This is a genomic window from Pseudomonas sp. Pseusp16 (assembly GCF_047324915.1).
Classification (GTDB): Bacteria; Pseudomonadota; Gammaproteobacteria; order Pseudomonadales; family Pseudomonadaceae; genus Aquipseudomonas; species Aquipseudomonas fluorescens_CD.
Genome location: NZ_CP168522.1, coordinates 5,545,360 through 5,561,303 on the forward strand (window position 1 = coordinate 5,545,360; position 15,944 = coordinate 5,561,303).

Below are 15,944 nucleotides of genomic sequence, written 5' to 3' on the forward strand. Positions count from 1 at the left end.
AAAAGCTCCATGTAAGAATGCAAGCGGGCCGGTGTGGCGATGGCTTGTTGGAGCCCGACGGTCCCCCTTGGGTTCCCGCTGGGCACAGGGCTGGCAGCTAAAAGCCGTCAATCCCTGCATCACGTAACGTTTTACTCAAGGCCAGGACCTGCGGATCGCGGAAAAAAGCGTTCAGCTGTGCCGCGCGTCCTGGTCCGATACCAGCCTCGGCCCGCCATTGTTCGATGTCTCGCTGCGCCATGGCCTGCCATGAGTCGCCAGGGTGTGCCTGACCTGTCGGCGGCATTCCGAGGGCTTTCAGCCAGTGCGCGAACGGGCGTTGCCGGGCCTGGTTGAAACTGTCTGCAAGGCGAGCCGCGCTGCGCTCGCCGAAACCGTCAATGGTAGCAAGCTCTTGGACATCGAGGGTCAACCAATCCAGCAGACCGTTCAGGCGACCTGTTGCAAGAAGTTTTTCCCAAGTCCCCGGACCCACATTAGGCAGCGCCAGCCCCTGTTTGCTGCTGAGCCAGGTCAGGCGCGCGAGAAACTGGCTTTCACAGCCTGGCGTCGGTTGCCAGCAACTCAATGAATGAAAGTCCGCCGCCAGCGGTGCGTTCATTTCGGCGCGCTCGCTGCTACGCAATACAACGCTATCGAGCCTGGGAATGGTCAGCCCGGCCAGGCTGATGGCGACCTGATCACCCGGACGTATGTCCAGTGTCTGCCAGCGCTGTAACGAGCTGACGCTGACGCGTTTGATCTGCCGGTCGTCGAGCGTCACCGGGGTCAGCTCGAGTACCGGAGTGATCCTCCCGGTCCGGCCGATCCTGAAGTGAACATGGCGGACTTCGGCCAGTGCCTGGGCGAAGGGGTATTTCCAGGCGATGGCCCAGTAGGGCGACCGCGCCTGCCAGCGTTCGGCGGCGGGGCGCTGGTTCTGGCGCAGGACGATGCCGTCGCTGGCAAAGGGCAGGGGGGAGCGATACCAGTGTTCACGCCAGCGCTCGGCCTCGATGACGGAGGTGATCGGCTGGCTGTATGCCGTGGTACTCGGGAAGCCCAACACACTCAGTGCGGCGGCACGCGCGGGCACGCTCGCCGGCCCTTGGGGCCAGTCCCAGACAAACAGATCGATTTCGGCGGCCTGTTCGGGGCTCAAGACCTTGCGCGCCATCAGGCCCGCCACCGTGCCGCGAGCGTTGAGGCTGCCGGCCTGGGCTTGCACATGATCGGTCAGGCGCCAATACAGTTCGCCTTGCACGAGCAAGTCCCGGGTCTGCGACAGGCGTTGCGGGATGGCCGGAATCTGCCGTGCCGGAACCGTCCAGTCCTGACCGCTTTTGCCGTCGCCACGGCTGATGGCCTGGGCCAACAGGCCGTTGCGGTAAACCAGGGTCACCGCCACGCCATCGATTTTAGGCTGGGCCCAGACGTCCACCCGGTCACTCAGCCATTTTTCGACGGCGGGGCGATCGTGCAGTTTGTCCAGGCCGGTGTGGACGATGGGGTGGGGCAACTTGCCGCGTGCAGTGCGCAAGGGGTCTGCGGGCGGGCTCAGGTTGAAGCAGTGGCGCCATTGGGTGAGTCGCGCGCGGGACTGGTCATAGAGTTCATCGGCGACCAGTGAGCGTCCCAGGCGGTGGTAGCTGTCGTCCCAGAGATCGATTTGCTGTTGCAGTGTGCCGACTTCGTTCAGGGCGCGTTCGGGTGGCCAGTCCGGGCAGTCGGCGGCGCTGGCGGTCAGGTGGGCAAGGGTCAGTAGAGTGGCGAAAAACAGGCGCAGGTCCGGAAGCATCTTGAGCGTCCTTGCTCGGTGAGGTGCGTGAAGGCTAGGTCAGTATCAGTTGGCGCAGAGAAGGGGTGTTTTGCCGGGTATTTCTGGTGGCTTTGCCGGCCTCTTCGCGAGCAAGCCCGCTCCCACAGGGTTATGAGTTGGTCAGAACGCCGCCGTCTACTGTGGGAGCGGGCTTGCCCGCGAAGGCTGCGACGCGGTGTAAAGCGAATGCCAATAAAAAGCCCCGCAGGGCGCGAACCGTGCGGGGCTTCGGGTGTTGCGGGGAAGTCTTACAGGCCGGCAGCAGCGCGCAGGGCGTCGGCGCGGTCGGTTTTTTCCCAGGTGAACGTGGTGAAGGTGTCTTCGCCAACGGTCTTGGTTGCCGGGGTGCGACCGAAGTGGCCGTACGCAGCGGTTTCCTGATACATCGGGTGCAGCAGGTCGAGCATGGTGGTGATCGCGTATGGACGCAGGTCGAACACTTCGCGGACCAGCTTGATGATCTTGTCATCGCTGATCTTGCCGGTGCCGAAGGTGTTCAGCGAGATCGAAGTCGGCTGGGCAACGCCGATGGCGTAGGACACCTGAATCTCGCAGCGCTCGGCCAGGCCGGCGGCAACGATGTTCTTGGCCACGTAACGACCGGCGTAGGCGGCCGAACGGTCAACCTTCGATGGATCTTTACCGGAGAACGCGCCACCGCCGTGACGGGCCATGCCGCCGTAGCTGTCGACGATGATCTTGCGACCGGTCAGGCCGCAGTCACCCACCGGGCCGCCGATGATGAACTGGCCGGTCGGGTTGATGTGGAACTGGGTGTCTTTGCTCAGCAGTTCGGCAGGCAGCGCGTGCTTGACGATCAGCTCCATCACGGCTTCGCGCAGGTCTTTGTACGAGACTTCAGGGTTGTGCTGGGTCGACAGGACTACCGCGTCGATACCGACAACCTTGCCGCCTTCGTAACGGCAGGTGACCTGAGACTTGGCATCCGGACGCAGCCAAGGCAGCAGGCCGGATTTACGGGCTTCGGCCTGGCGCTGTACCAGCTGGTGCGAAAAGGTGATCGGTGCTGGCATCAGCACGTCGGTTTCGTTGCTGGCGTAGCCGAACATCAGGCCCTGGTCGCCGGCGCCCTGATCTTCAGGCTTGGCACGGTCGACGCCCTGGTTGATGTCAGGGGACTGCTTGCCGATGATGTTCATCACGCCGCAAGTGGCGCCGTCGAAGCCGACGTCGGAACTGGTGTAGCCGATATCGCAAATCACATCACGAACGATCTGCTCCAGGTCGACCCAGGCACTGGTGGTCACTTCACCTGCAACAATGGCCACGCCGGTCTTGACCAGGGTTTCCACCGCTACGCGAGCGTGTTTGTCCTGGGCAATGATGGCGTCCAGCACTGCATCGGAAATCTGGTCGGCGATTTTGTCCGGATGCCCTTCAGACACGGACTCGGAGGTGAAGAGGGAGTATTCGCTCATCTCGATGTTTTCCTGAATTTACCGATGGTGAGTGTCGCCAGCCGGTCGCTGAAAATGGCGGACCTGGATCTGGAAACCATTGCGTAAGCCTACATAGAGGCTTTCCCCGGGAGCGAGTCCCGCAGCGGTGGCCCAACGGGCCAAATCGTCCTGTTCAAACCCCAGCCAGAGATCACCGCAGGCCTCCTTGGCCCAACTCTGGTTGTGGCTACATAACTCTGTCACTAACAGGCTACCGCCAGGTTGCAGCAAGTGGGCCATGTGCTTGAGCGCATCGGCCGGCGCGGCAAAATGGTGCAGCACCATGTTCAGCACCACGCAATCGGCCTTGAGGCTGACGCCGTTCAATGCATCGGCCAGTTGCAGGCTAACGTTAGTCAGTTTGTCGCGTTCGCAGACCTGGCGCGCCAGTTCGAGCATCGCGGTGCTGTTATCCAGCGCCGTGACTTGCGAGAAGCGGCGCGCCAGTTCAGGCAGGAATGCGCCATCACCGGGGCCGACTTCAATGGCCGTGGCGTCTTTGTCGAAGCTCAGCTTGTCGAGCAGGGCCACTACGCTTTCGCGGTATTGCGGCAAGCCGGCGATCAAGTCTTGCTGGGCGCGAAATTTCTCCGCTACCCGTGAAAAAAAGTCCTGGCTGGCGGCCGCGCGTTGCCCATGGACCTGGGCGATGCGCGACTGTACGTCGGTCGGCAGCGTCAGGTTGTCCACTTCTTCGAGCAGGGCTGCGTGCAATTTGCCGCCCAGCAGCTCGGTGTGGGGCAGGGCGCGACGGTAGAAAATCGCGTTGCCTTCGCGGCGCGTTGCCACCAGGCCGGCCTGGGCCAGTACCTTGAGGTGGTGGCTCATGCCTGACTGGCCGATGCCGAAGATCTGCGCCAGCTCCAGCACGCCGAACGAGTCGTTGGCCAATGCGCGCAAAACATTCAACCGCAGGGGATCGCCGCCAGCCTTGCACAAGGCCGCCAGCTCATCGCAATCGTCATGTTGAATGGAGGGCACGCGTAAATTCATAAGGCCGGCAGTCTAGTCACGGGTCGAAGGCATCGCAAGAGCAATATCAAAAAGTTTTGATATTGCTCGATGGATGGCACTTCCTGACGTTAGGTTCAGTCAACTAAGTCAGAGCAGAAAGGTTTCATCACGTTAATACGTCGTTATCCATTGGAAAAACGCCTCCAGATGACTATCTGTCATTGCCCCGAGGCGGCCCGGTGAGGGAAAATGCTCGCCTTTTTTCCGTTTCGTTTTATTCAAGCCCCCAGGAGAACAGCGATGCCTAGCCGTCGTGAGCGTGCCAACGCCATTCGTGCCCTCAGCATGGATGCCGTGCAAAAAGCCAACAGCGGCCATCCCGGTGCCCCAATGGGTATGGCGGATATCGCCGAGGTACTTTGGCGCGACTACCTCAAGCACAACCCGAGCAATCCATCGTTCGCCGACCGTGACCGCTTCGTGCTGTCCAACGGCCACGGCTCGATGCTGATCTACTCGCTGCTGCACCTGACCGGCTACGACCTGTCGATCGACGACCTGAAACAATTCCGCCAACTGCACAGCCGGACCCCGGGCCACCCGGAACTCGGCTACACCCCGGGCGTAGAAACCACCACCGGTCCACTGGGCCAAGGCCTGGCCAACGCCGTGGGTTTTGCCCTGGCTGAAAAAGTCATGGCGGCGCAGTTCAATCGTCCTGGCCACAACATCGTCGACCACCACACCTATGTGTTCCTGGGTGATGGCTGCATGATGGAAGGCATTTCCCACGAAGTCGCTTCCCTGGCCGGCACCCTGGGCCTGGGCAAGCTGATCGCCTTCTACGATGACAACGGCATCTCCATCGACGGCGAAGTCGAAGGCTGGTTCACCGACGATACGCCGAAGCGTTTTGAGTCCTACAACTGGCAAGTGATCCGCAATGTCGACGGTCACGATCCGGAAGAGATCAAGACTGCGATCGATACGGCACGCAAGAGCGCGCAGCCAACCCTGATCTGCTGCAAGACCACCATCGGCTTCGGTTCACCGAACAAGCAAGGCAAGGAAGATTGCCACGGCGCCCCGCTGGGTGACGCGGAAATCGCCCTGACCCGTGCGGCGCTGAAATGGAACCACGGTCCGTTCGAAATCCCGGCCGATATCTACGCCGAGTGGGACGCCAAGGAAGCCGGTCGCGCTGTGGAAGCCGAGTGGGACCAGCGTTTCGCGGCCTACTCCGCAGCATTCCCGACCGAAGCCAACGAACTGATTCGTCGTCTGAGCGGCGAGCTGCCGGCCGACTTCGCCGAGAAGGCCGATGCCTATATCGCCGAAGTCGCTGCCAAGGGCGAAACCATCGCCAGCCGTAAAGCCAGCCAGAACGCCCTGAACGCGTTCGGCCCGCTGCTGCCAGAGTTCCTCGGCGGTTCGGCTGACCTGGCCGGTTCCAATCTGACCCTGTGGAAGGGTTGCAAAGGCGTCACCGCCGAAGACGCCAGCGGCAACTACATGTACTACGGCGTGCGCGAGTTCGGCATGACCGCGATCATGAACGGCGTTGCCCTGCACGGCGGCCTGGTGCCTTACGGCGCGACCTTCCTGATGTTCATGGAATACGCCCGCAACGCGGTGCGCATGTCGGCCCTGATGAAGCAGCGCGTGATCCACGTCTACACCCACGACTCCATCGGTCTGGGCGAAGACGGCCCGACTCACCAGCCAATCGAGCAACTGGCCAGCCTGCGCTGCACGCCGAACCTCGATACCTGGCGTCCGGCCGATGCCGTTGAATCGGCGGTATGCTGGAAGTACGCACTGGAGCGCAAGGACGGTCCTTCGGCCCTGATCTTCTCGCGTCAGAACCTGCAGCACCAAACCCGCAATGCGATTCAGATCGAAGAGATCGCGCGTGGCGGTTACGTGTTGAAGGACTGCGCAGGCGAGCCTGAACTGATCCTGATTGCCACGGGTTCCGAAGTGGGTCTGGCGGTTCAGGCTTACGACAAGCTGACCGGGCAAGGCCGCAAGGTGCGCGTGGTTTCCATGCCGTGCACCAGCGTGTTCGATGCCCAGGACGCCGGCTACAAGCAATCGGTCCTGCCGTTGCAGGTCAGCGCCCGTATCGCCATCGAAGCTTCCCATGCCGACTACTGGTACAAGTACGTCGGCCTGGAAGGTCGCGTGATCGGCATGACCACCTACGGCGAGTCGGCGCCTGCGTCGGCCTTGTTCGAAGAGTTCGGCTTCACCCTGGAAAACATCCTGGGTCAGGCTGAAGAGCTGCTGGAAGACTAAGCACCGTGCGGTGGTCTCACGACCGCCGCCGTCCCCTGTAGGAGCGAGCTTGCTCGCGATGGTCGTTAACGATAACGCTGGCTGTCTGGATGAACGCGTTGTCCTGAAGTCCATCGCGAGCAAGCTCGCTCCTACAGGAGGGTGTTGTTAACGAGAATTCGTTTGCCTGCGTCTATCGAGAACCCCATGCCTCAACCGCGTCCCTACAAAGTTGCACTCAACGGCTACGGCCGGATTGGTCGTTGCGTCTTGCGTGCGTTGTTCGAGCGAGGCGACAAGGCCGGGTTCGAGATTGTCGCGATCAACGATCTGGCCGACATGGCCAGTATCGAATACCTGACACGCTTCGACTCCACCCATGGCCGGTTCCCCGGTGAAGTGAAAGTCGACGGCGATTGTCTGCATATTAATGGCGACTGCGTGAAGGTCCTGCGCAGTGCCACCCCCGAAGGCATCGATTGGGCATCCCTGGGCATCGATCTGGTGCTCGAGTGCTCCGGTGCTTATCACACTCGCGAAGACGGCCAGCGTTTCCTCGACGCCGGCGCCCCGCGTGTGTTGTTTTCCCAGCCGATGGCCAGCGAGACGGACGTCGACGCGACCATCGTCTATGGCGTGAACCAGGATTGCCTGACCGGCGACGAGTTGCTGGTGTCCAACGCGTCCTGCACGACCAACTGCGGCGTGCCGCTGCTGCGCCTGCTGAATCAGGCCATTGGCCTGGATTACGTGTCGATCACCACCATCCACTCGGCCATGAACGATCAGCCGGTCATCGATGCCTATCACCACGAAGACCTGCGCCGCACCCGTTCGGCGTTCCAGTCGGTGATTCCGGTGTCCACCGGTCTGGCGCGTGGCATTGAACGCCTGTTGCCGGAACTTGCCGGACGAATTCAGGCCAAAGCCGTACGGGTGCCGACGGTCAACGTGTCCTGCCTCGATATCACGATGCAGACCGCCACCGCGACCGACGCCACCGAGGTCAACCGGATACTGCGCGAAGCCGCCACCAGCGGCCCGCTCAAAGGCCTGCTGGCCTACACCGAGTTGCCTCACGCAAGCTGTGATTTCAACCATGATCCACATTCGGCGATCGTCGATGCCAGTCAGACCCGAGTTTCCGGCCCGCGGCTGGTGAACATCCTGGCCTGGTTCGACAACGAATGGGGGTTTGCCAACCGAATGCTCGACGTTGCAGAACACTATCTGCAAATAGCTTCATCCAAAAAAACTGCTCTCTAAACAGCTACCCAGGAAATGCGACCCATGACCGTGTTGAAGATGTCCGACCTCGATCTGCAAGGTAAGCGCGTATTGATCCGCGAAGACCTCAACGTCCCAGTCAAGGACGGTGTTGTCACCAGCGATGCGCGTATCCTGGCCTCGCTGCCGACCATCAAGCTGGCCCTGGAAAAAGGCGCGGCCGTGATGGTCTGCTCGCACCTTGGCCGTCCGACCGAAGGCGAGTTCTCGGCCGAGAACAGCCTCAAGCCAGTCGCCGACTACCTGAGCCGCGCCCTGGGCCGCGAAGTGCCGCTGGTGGCCGACTACCTGGGCGGCGTTGACGTCAAGGCCGGCGACATCGTGCTGTTCGAAAACGTGCGCTTCAACAAAGGCGAGAAAAAGAACGCCGACGAACTGGCTCAGCAATATGCTGCCCTGTGCGACGTGTTCGTGATGGACGCCTTCGGCACCGCGCACCGTGCCGAGGGTTCGACCCACGGCGTGGCCAAGTTTGCCAAGATCGCCGCTGCCGGCCCGCTGCTGGCTGCTGAGCTGGATGCACTGGGCAAGGCCCTGGGCGCTCCGGCCCAGCCAATGGCTGCCATTGTTGCCGGCTCCAAGGTGTCGACCAAACTCGACGTACTGAACAGCCTGAGCCAGATCTGCGACCAGTTGATCGTCGGCGGCGGCATTGCCAACACCTTCCTGGCCGCTGCCGGTCACCCGGTCGGCAAGTCGCTGTACGAGCCGGACCTGCTCGACACCGCTCGCGCCATCGCCGCCAAAGTCAGCGTACCGCTGCCAGTGGACGTGGTGGTTGCCAAGGAATTCGCTGACAGCGCCGCTGCAACCGTCAAGTTGATCGCTGACGTCGCTGCCGACGACATGATCCTCGACATCGGCCCGCAGACCGCCGCGAATTTTGCCGAGCTGCTGAAATCGTCGAAAACCATCCTGTGGAACGGCCCGGTTGGCGTATTCGAATTCGACCAGTTCGGTAACGGCACCAAAGTGTTGGCCCAGGCCATCGCGGACAGCGCGGCGTTCTCTATCGCTGGCGGTGGCGACACCCTGGCTGCCATCGACAAGTATGGCGTGGCCGAGCAGATCTCCTACATTTCCACCGGTGGTGGCGCGTTCCTCGAGTTCGTCGAAGGCAAGGTCCTGCCAGCCGTCGAAGTCCTGGAAAGCCGGGCCAAGGCCTGAGGGTCGCCCGTTTGACCAGGCAAGGGAGTGTTGACATGGTCAAGACGTTAGCGCTGTTGATCGTCGCGGGTTCACTGGCGGCTTGCGGGAGCAGCCCGAAAGCCACGCCGGAGCCCGAGGCGCCGGCGTCACGCAACGGCTGTTATCAGGCGGACTGGCAGGCGGAAACCAACCCGGTGCTCAACAAGCGCTCCGGGCCCGAGGGCCTGGACAAATACGAGACCCAGGCACCCGCCAAGGAACATGGCTGCCCTTGACGGGTCTGACTCTTTACTCAGGGCTGGCGGCGTGCGCCGTCAGCCGAGGGACACGGATGAAAGGTTTTATCGCCGTTACGGCGCTGGCGCTGTTGGCTGGTTGTGCTCAGCTGAACCTGTTCCAGTCGTCCGCACCTGTGGATAACTGGACCACCTGGACCTGCGACAGCCAGGCCAAAGTGCTGTGGCGTTACACCGACGACAGCCGCAAAGAAGTCGACGTGCGCCTGGGCGGTGCGGATCAGGTCTACCGTTTGAAGCAGGAACCGGGTGCGTCGGGTTCGCTGTACAGCAATGACATGCTGGCGTTTCACATAAAAGGTGAGGAAGGCCTGGTTTACTGGGTCGCCACCAATGATTTGATTGGCCGCGGTTGTAAGGCGCAATAACTGAAACACCACGGACCCCATGTGGGAGCGGGCTTGCTCGCGAAAGCGGTGGATCAGCTTGCATGAATGTCGAATGTTAAATCGCATTCGCGAGCAAGTCGAAACGTCGCACCGCCGCTCCCACAGTTGTTTTGTGTTGTGATTAAGATTGATGCAACACCAAATTCGCAGCCCGGGCTTAACCCCCGATCTGCAATAACTTGAATAGCCGCCGCCGCTCCGGCAGGCTGGCACGATTAACGACCCTCAACCGGGAGAGATACATACAATGGCACTTATCAGCATGCGCCAGATGCTGGACCACGCAGCCGAGTTCGGCTACGGCGTTCCAGCCTTCAACGTCAACAACCTTGAGCAGATGCGCGCCATCATGGAAGCCGCTGACAAGACTGACTCCCCGGTGATCGTCCAGGCTTCGGCCGGTGCTCGCAAATACGCCGGTGCACCGTTCCTGCGTCACCTGATCCTGGCAGCCATCGAAGAATTCCCGCACATTCCGGTGTGCATGCACCAGGACCACGGCACCAGCCCTGACGTCTGCCAGCGCTCCATCCAGCTGGGCTTCAGCTCGGTGATGATGGACGGCTCCCTGGGTGAAGACGGCAAGACCCCGACCGACTACGACTACAACGTCCGTGTGACCCAGCAGACCGTGGCCATGGCTCACGCCTGTGGCGTTTCGGTAGAAGGCGAGCTGGGCTGCCTGGGTTCGCTGGAAACCGGCATGGCCGGTGAAGAAGACGGCATCGGCGCCGAAGGCGTTCTGGATCACAGCCAGATGCTGACCGACCCGGAAGAAGCCGCTGACTTCGTAAAACGCACTCAGGTTGATGCCCTGGCCATCGCCATCGGCACCAGCCACGGCGCCTACAAGTTCACCAAGCCGCCTACCGGCGACGTGCTGGCGATCGACCGCATCAAGGAAATCCACAAGCGCATTCCGAACACTCACCTGGTGATGCACGGTTCGTCTTCGGTTCCGCAAGAGTGGCTGGCGATCATCAACCAGTACGGCGGCGACATCAAGGAAACCTACGGCGTACCGGTTGAAGAAATCGTCGAAGGCATCAAGCACGGCGTGCGCAAGGTCAACATCGACACCGACCTGCGCCTGGCATCCACTGGCGCAATGCGTCGCCTGATGGCCACCAACCCGAGCGAATTCGACCCGCGTAAATTCTTCGGCGCCACCGTGACCGCCATGCGCGACGTGTGCATCGCTCGCTACGAAGCCTTCGGCACCGCCGGTAACGCTTCGAAGATCAAGGCGATCTCGCTGGAAGGCATGTATCAGCGTTACCTGAAAGGTGAGTTGAACGCCAAGGTCAACTAAGCCTTTCGCGTTTGAGCCCCATAAAAAACCCGCCGAGACAGGCGGGTTTTTTATGGGCGAAGATCCATGGTCGACGCGGACAGTGTGGGAGCGGGCTTGCTCCGGGCGGCGTTCCGACGAAAGCGGTGTGTCATTCAACATTAATGTCGTCTGACACTACGCCTTCGTCGGAACGCCGCCCGGAGCAAGCCCGCTCCCACAAGGTCAACAGTGCCTCGATATCAATTGTTGTGATCGATATCCAGCTTGCTGAAGGTCACTTTCCCGCCTTCAGTGGTGTACCCGGTGTTGTCCTGCACATAGACCCCGGCCTTGAAGTACAGCGGTTTGTCGCGCCAGGTTGTGCTGATTTGCGTATCCCAGTTATAGCCCGCCGCGCTGATGCCCAAGGCGCCACCGGGGCTGAGGTGAATGAGATAGTTGAACTGCTGATCGAGTTTCACCCCCGTCGCAACAATGATCACCCGACCCTCATCGTCATCCGGATGCATCCGGACCTTGGCGACGATGTTGCCGGTGGCTGTACTTGTCTTGTATTGGTATTCGACCTTCACCAGCGGTTTCTGGCTTTGATAGGCATGAATCTGGCCGATGACGATTTTCCCGGAACTGGGCACCTGGTTAACGGCCAAAGTGGCATGCAACAAGTTGTCGGCGTCCGGGTAGTACCAGTTTTTCAATGTGCCGTTGCTGTAGGTTTCACGCAGTTCGGTGCGTGGATAAATCGCGTTTTCGGTACGGGAACCGGTCACGGGCGACCAGAAAAACAAGGTGCCGGTGTCGGAATGGAAGTATTGATCCTTGAAGCCATTCACCAGCTTGGAGGTTTCAACGGTGTACGGCGGGCTGCCGACGGGGACGCTGAGGTTCCAGGTTGCAAGATCGATCATGTCGGTTCTTCCACTTGATTCATGCTGCACGGACGTGCCAGAAGCTCTAGCCCGCACCTTCGGGGGCGGCCTTTATAAGCGTAGCGGGAGATTTTGTTAACGCCTGTCTGACGGGTGGCTGACGTCAACATCCTGTCGAAACGCCATCTTTCCCGGTTTCCATCGCCTGAACCATCGACCGTTAGTCGGTAAAAAGACACTATGATTAAATGATGGCTCACTGACACCTTCTGCTTTTGCAGAACCGGGTCTAGAGTGAAAGCACAGTATTTGTCCGGTTTTCACGAGAAACCGGTCTGACGCCCCGCAATAAGAGAAGCAGCATGGAATGCGCGCAACCCACGCCAGTAGAAGGCGGCTCAACCCTTTTAGTCGTCGACGATTACCCCGAAAACCTGATCAGCATGCGCGCGTTGTTACAGCGCCAGGACTGGCGGGTCATTACTGCCGCCTCGGGCTTCGAGGCCCTCGGCTTGTTGCTTGAACACGATATCGACCTGGTGCTGCTGGACGTGCAGATGCCGGGCATGGATGGTTATGAAGTCGCGCGCCTGATGCGCGGTAGCCAGCGGACCCGTCTCACGCCGATCATTTTCCTGACCGCCAACGAACAGTCCCTGGACGCGGTGATCAAGGGCTATGCCAGCGGTGCGGTGGATTACCTGTTCAAGCCGTTTGACCCGCAGATCTTCACGCCCAAGGTCCAGGCATTGCTCGAACACCAGCGAAATCGCCGGGCCTTGCAGCGCCTGAGTCATGATCTGGAATCCGCTCGTGCCTTTAATGCGTCGGTGCTGGATAACGCCGCCGAAGGCATTCTGGTATTGGGTGAGGACGGTCTGATTCGTTTTGCCAATCCGGCCATGTCGCGGCTGCTCAATGCCACGGTGCAGGAACTGCAAGGCAAGGAGTTTCTGGACTACCTGCAAAAACCGCATATCCCGATCTGGGCCGATTCCGAGTTGCTGGCCGGATACAAACGCGGTGAAACCCTGCGCCTGCACGATGCCCTGCTGCGTACGGCGCCCGGCCAGCAGGTGCCAGTGGCCTTGTCCTGCGCACCGTTGCCTGCCGAGCAACATGCGATGGTAGTGACCGTGCTGGACATGTCGGTGGTGCGTCATCTGCATCAGCAGCTGGAATTTCAGGCGGTCACCGATCCGCTGACCGGGTTGCTCAACCGCCGGGGTTTTTACCAGACCGTAGAGAACCTGCTGTTGCGCGGTGAGCGTTCCGACAGTGCATGGGTCTTGATGTACCTGGACCTCGACGGCTTCAAGCGCGTCAATGATTCGCTCGGGCACGATGCCGGCGATCGGGTGTTGCGTTGGGTCTCCGAACAGTTGAAGGCCTGCCTGCGACCCTTCGACATTCTGGCGCGGATGGGCGGCGACGAATTCACCGCGCTGCTGGATCTGGAGTTCCCCGAGCAGGCGGCGAAGATTGCCGAGAAGCTCATCGAGCGAGTGTCGATCTGTCAGCAGATCGACGGCCTCGATATCGCCCTGGGTGCCAGCATCGGCATCGCCACATTCCCTGATTGTGGTGCCAATCTCGACGGGATGCTGCGTGCGGCCGACATCGCCATGTACGAAGCCAAGCGTGCCGGTCGCCAGCAATATCGCTTCTACGATCACGATATGAACGGTCGGGCGCGTACGCGGTTGATGCTGGAAGAAAGTGTGCGCACAGCCATCGAGAACCGGGATTTCAATCTGGTGTATCAGCCTCAGGTTGCGATTGCCGACGGGCGGATTCGTGGCTTCGAGGCCTTGTTGCGCTGGCAGCATCCGAGCGTTGGCGATGTCCCCCCGGGGCTGTTTTTGCCGCTGCTGGAAGAGGCGCGGCTGATCAGTCGTCTGGGGAGCTGGATCTATCATCGCAGCGCCGGGCAACGCAAAGCCTGGGAATCCCTGTTTACCGAGGACCTGGTGCTCGGCGTCAGTTTGAGCAGTACGCAGTTCGGCATGCCCAACCTGGTCACTGAGTTGCGCCAGGTGCTGGAGCGTCATGGCTTGCAACCGCATCATCTGGAAGTCGAGGTCACGGAAGAGGCCTTGATGCGCAACCCCGAAGAAACCCGCAAGCAATTGCGTCTGCTGCACAATCTGGGCGTACGCGTGGCATTGGATGACTTCGGGGCCGGACCGTGTTCCCTGTCGCACTTGCGCGACCTGGAGCTGGATACCCTCAAGATCGACCGGCATCTGATCGCCCGGTTGCCGGAGTCGGTACGGGATGCGGCGCTGGTGCGCAGTGTGATCGACCTGTGCAAACAGTTCGGGATGCTGGTGATTGCCGAAGGGGTGGAAACCGTCGCGCAGTATGAATGGTTGAAGGCCAATGGCTGTGAATATGTGCAAGGCTTCCTGGTGGCCAGGCCGATGATGGCCGAAGACACCGGACGGTTTGTCCAGCCGTTTGACTGGAGCGCGTTACCCTGCTGAATTCGCTACACTGGCGACCTTTTAGTGACGTGTATTGCCGCCCCGATGACCGTGTTGAAATATCTCCAGGCCTATCCTGCTACCTTGCAGGCTCAGGTGCGCCAGCTGATCGCCGACGGTCGGCTGGGCGATTACCTGAGCCAGCGTTACCCGCAAAAGCATGGGGTGCAGAGTGACAAGGCGCTGTACACCTATGCCCTGGACCTCAAGCAGGAGTTCCTGCGTAATGCTCCGGCCATCGACAAGGTGCTGTTCGACAACCGTCTGGACCTGACCCACCGTGCCCTCGGCCTGCACACCACAATCTCCCGGGTGCAAGGCGGCAAGCTCAAGGCCAAGAAGGAAATCCGCATCGCTTCGCTGTTCAAGGAGGCGCCGTCCGAGTTCCTGAAAATGATCGTGGTGCATGAGCTGGCGCACTTCAAGGAGTCGGACCACAACAAGGCGTTCTACAAACTGTGCGAGCACATGCTGCCGGGTTATCACCAGGTGGAATTCGATGTGCGGGTGTACCTGACGTGGCGGGATTTGTAGGCGCTACCGCAGGCTGCGATCTTATAAGGAGCATTGGATGGACGTAAGCAAGACCAAGAGCAGCTTCTATCGCCGGTTGTACGTGGCGTACCTGATCGACAGCGGGCTGGCCAGCAGCGTCCCGGCGCTGACCGATGTCACCGGTATGCCCCGGCGCACGGCACAGGACACCATTGCGGCGTTGGCGGATTTGGATATCGTTTGTGAATTCGAGCAGGAAGAAGGCGCGCGCAACCATGCGGGGCGCTATCGGATTCGCGAGTGGGGTGCGATCGATCGCGGGTGGATCGAGCGTAACCTGCGGCAGATCAAGGCGGTGCTGGAGTATCCCTGAAGTCTTTCAGTGGTTTGACTGACGCCTTCGCGAGCAAGCCCGCTCCCACATTAGATCAGCAGCGAACACAGGTTTTGTGTGCGATAGATATCAAATGTGGGAGCGGGCTTGCTCCGGGCGGCGTTCCGACGAAGAGGCCCTTACGGACGGCGCATCCCTATGTGCGGAATGCCATCTTCCACATATTCCTCGCCCGTCACGACAAACCCGTACCGCCCGTAATACCCCTGCAAATGCGCCTGGGCCGAGAGGTAGATCGGCGTTTCCGGCCAGCGTTCTTCAATCTGCTTCAACGCCTGCTCCATCAACTCATGTCCAAGCCCGGCGCCTCGTGCGTGGGGAGCAATGATCACCCGACCGATCACTACGTCCCCGCCTTGCAGTTCCGGGTCGAGCAGCCGCAGGTAGGCTACAAGTTGATTGCTGTCCCAGGCCATCAAGTGGCAAGTGTCACCTTCCAGGTCCTGGCCATCCACATCTTGATAAGCGCATTGCTGCTCGACGACGAACACTTCTGCACGCAGCTGCAAAATGGCGTACAGCTGCTCCTTGCCCAGGTCGCTGTGGTGTTTGCAGATCCAGTCGACTGTCATGTTTTGATTCCCTGAAAACGTCGTTCCGATACTAAGCGCACTCACGTCAGAAGTCTTTATGGCGGAAGAATCTGTGACATAGGCCAAAATGCCATCATTCATTTCTCGCGCGGATGTCTTCTTTGTGTAATCTGGATCGAAGCGCTGTGCTGTGGCTTCGATGAGCTAATGTTTAGCACCCGGGTCTTGCCGGTACGGGGCCTTGGGGTTTTGGCTGAAAACAC

14 protein-coding genes are annotated in these 15,944 nt (G+C 60.5%); 9 read left to right on the plus strand and 5 right to left on the minus strand.

Going from position 1 to position 15,944, the window contains the following annotated elements; genetic code table 11:
* Positions 1–97 precede the first annotated feature (97 nt).
* The 3 genes from ligB to ACEN8Q_RS25175 all read right to left on the minus strand — a co-directional run bounded on the left by ligB (position 98) and on the right by ACEN8Q_RS25175 (position 4,251).
* Positions 98–1,777 (minus strand): NAD-dependent DNA ligase LigB, encoded by a 1,680-nt coding sequence (gene ligB / locus ACEN8Q_RS25165; protein WP_413426369.1) that lies wholly within the window; start codon positions 1,775–1,777, stop codon positions 98–100.
* A 269-nt stretch (positions 1,778–2,046) separates the two neighbouring features.
* On the minus strand, positions 2,047–3,237 hold the full coding sequence (gene metK / locus ACEN8Q_RS25170) for a methionine adenosyltransferase (protein ID WP_057398198.1): 1,191 nt from the start codon (positions 3,235–3,237) through the stop codon (positions 2,047–2,049).
* An 18-nt stretch (positions 3,238–3,255) separates the two neighbouring features.
* A complete protein-coding gene (locus tag ACEN8Q_RS25175; protein ID WP_413703894.1) occupies positions 3,256–4,251 on the minus strand; it encodes an ArsR/SmtB family transcription factor in 996 nt (331 codons plus the stop codon).
* A 261-nt stretch (positions 4,252–4,512) separates the two neighbouring features.
* Between ACEN8Q_RS25175 and tkt the strand changes: the two genes are divergently transcribed.
* The 6 genes from tkt to fba all read left to right on the plus strand — a co-directional run bounded on the left by tkt (position 4,513) and on the right by fba (position 10,922).
* Positions 4,513–6,510 carry a transketolase gene (gene tkt, locus ACEN8Q_RS25180; protein ID WP_413703895.1) on the plus strand — a complete coding sequence of 666 codons (1,998 nt, stop codon included), beginning with the start codon at positions 4,513–4,515 and terminating at the stop codon, positions 6,508–6,510.
* Between the two features lie 186 nt (positions 6,511–6,696).
* Positions 6,697–7,755 carry an erythrose-4-phosphate dehydrogenase gene (epd, locus tag ACEN8Q_RS25185; RefSeq protein WP_008019900.1) on the plus strand — a complete coding sequence of 353 codons (1,059 nt, stop codon included), beginning with the start codon at positions 6,697–6,699 and terminating at the stop codon, positions 7,753–7,755.
* 24 nt (positions 7,756–7,779) lie between these two features.
* Positions 7,780–8,943: a phosphoglycerate kinase gene (locus ACEN8Q_RS25190; RefSeq protein WP_413426378.1), complete on the plus strand. Its 1,164-nt coding sequence runs from the start codon at positions 7,780–7,782 to the stop codon at positions 8,941–8,943.
* A gap of 35 nt (positions 8,944–8,978) precedes the next feature.
* On the plus strand, positions 8,979–9,200 hold the full coding sequence (locus ACEN8Q_RS25195; RefSeq protein WP_008019897.1) for a hypothetical protein: 222 nt from the start codon (positions 8,979–8,981) through the stop codon (positions 9,198–9,200).
* 56 nt (positions 9,201–9,256) lie between these two features.
* A complete protein-coding gene (locus tag ACEN8Q_RS25200; RefSeq protein WP_413426380.1) occupies positions 9,257–9,589 on the plus strand; it encodes an MliC family protein in 333 nt (110 codons plus the stop codon).
* A gap of 268 nt (positions 9,590–9,857) precedes the next feature.
* A complete protein-coding gene (fba, locus tag ACEN8Q_RS25205; protein ID WP_007981624.1) occupies positions 9,858–10,922 on the plus strand; it encodes a class II fructose-bisphosphate aldolase in 1,065 nt (354 codons plus the stop codon).
* 221 nt (positions 10,923–11,143) lie between these two features.
* Here fba and ACEN8Q_RS25210 read toward each other — a convergent pair whose 3' ends face one another.
* Positions 11,144–11,812: a polysaccharide lyase family 7 protein gene (locus ACEN8Q_RS25210; RefSeq protein ID WP_413426383.1), complete on the minus strand. Its 669-nt coding sequence runs from the start codon at positions 11,810–11,812 to the stop codon at positions 11,144–11,146.
* Positions 11,813–12,135: 323 nt separating this feature from the next.
* Between ACEN8Q_RS25210 and ACEN8Q_RS25215 the strand changes: the two genes are divergently transcribed.
* Genes ACEN8Q_RS25215 through ACEN8Q_RS25225 form a run of 3 tightly spaced genes read left to right on the plus strand, consistent with a single transcriptional unit; the run spans position 12,136 to position 15,127 of the window.
* Positions 12,136–14,259, plus strand: coding sequence for a putative bifunctional diguanylate cyclase/phosphodiesterase (locus ACEN8Q_RS25215; RefSeq protein WP_413426385.1), 2,124 nt, complete (start codon positions 12,136–12,138; stop codon positions 14,257–14,259).
* A gap of 45 nt (positions 14,260–14,304) precedes the next feature.
* On the plus strand, positions 14,305–14,793 hold the full coding sequence (locus ACEN8Q_RS25220; RefSeq protein ID WP_413426387.1) for a M48 family metallopeptidase: 489 nt from the start codon (positions 14,305–14,307) through the stop codon (positions 14,791–14,793).
* A 37-nt stretch (positions 14,794–14,830) separates the two neighbouring features.
* Complete coding sequence (locus ACEN8Q_RS25225) at positions 14,831–15,127, plus strand: winged helix-turn-helix domain-containing protein (protein ID WP_008033286.1); 297 nt, start codon at positions 14,831–14,833, stop codon at positions 15,125–15,127.
* Positions 15,128–15,267: 140 nt separating this feature from the next.
* On the opposite strand, the gene ACEN8Q_RS25230 is transcribed toward ACEN8Q_RS25225, so the two are convergent.
* Positions 15,268–15,720 carry a GNAT family N-acetyltransferase gene (locus ACEN8Q_RS25230; protein ID WP_413426389.1) on the minus strand — a complete coding sequence of 151 codons (453 nt, stop codon included), beginning with the start codon at positions 15,718–15,720 and terminating at the stop codon, positions 15,268–15,270.
* Positions 15,721–15,944: the final 224 nt, after the last annotated feature.

Bases quoted from the DNA above. Each gene is read 5' to 3' on its own strand.
- tkt (WP_413703895.1), top strand. From the start codon at position 4,513: ATGCCTAGCCGTCGTGAGCGTGCCAACGCCATTCGTGCCCTCAGCATG.
- ACEN8Q_RS25215 (WP_413426385.1), top strand. From the start codon at position 12,136: ATGGAATGCGCGCAACCCACGCCAGTAGAAGGCGGCTCAACCCTTTTA.
- ACEN8Q_RS25225 (WP_008033286.1), top strand. From the start codon at position 14,831: ATGGACGTAAGCAAGACCAAGAGCAGCTTCTATCGCCGGTTGTACGTG.
- epd (WP_008019900.1), top strand. From the start codon at position 6,697: ATGCCTCAACCGCGTCCCTACAAAGTTGCACTCAACGGCTACGGCCGG.
- ACEN8Q_RS25200 (WP_413426380.1), top strand. From the start codon at position 9,257: ATGAAAGGTTTTATCGCCGTTACGGCGCTGGCGCTGTTGGCTGGTTGT.
- ACEN8Q_RS25220 (WP_413426387.1), top strand. From the start codon at position 14,305: ATGACCGTGTTGAAATATCTCCAGGCCTATCCTGCTACCTTGCAGGCT.
- ACEN8Q_RS25175 (WP_413703894.1), bottom strand. From the start codon at position 4,251: ATGAATTTACGCGTGCCCTCCATTCAACATGACGATTGCGATGAGCTG.
- ACEN8Q_RS25210 (WP_413426383.1), bottom strand. From the start codon at position 11,812: ATGATCGATCTTGCAACCTGGAACCTCAGCGTCCCCGTCGGCAGCCCG.
- fba (WP_007981624.1), top strand. From the start codon at position 9,858: ATGGCACTTATCAGCATGCGCCAGATGCTGGACCACGCAGCCGAGTTC.
- ACEN8Q_RS25190 (WP_413426378.1), top strand. From the start codon at position 7,780: ATGACCGTGTTGAAGATGTCCGACCTCGATCTGCAAGGTAAGCGCGTA.
- ACEN8Q_RS25195 (WP_008019897.1), top strand. From the start codon at position 8,979: ATGGTCAAGACGTTAGCGCTGTTGATCGTCGCGGGTTCACTGGCGGCT.
- metK (WP_057398198.1), bottom strand. From the start codon at position 3,237: ATGAGCGAATACTCCCTCTTCACCTCCGAGTCCGTGTCTGAAGGGCAT.
- ACEN8Q_RS25230 (WP_413426389.1), bottom strand. From the start codon at position 15,720: ATGACAGTCGACTGGATCTGCAAACACCACAGCGACCTGGGCAAGGAG.
- ligB (WP_413426369.1), bottom strand. From the start codon at position 1,777: ATGCTTCCGGACCTGCGCCTGTTTTTCGCCACTCTACTGACCCTTGCC.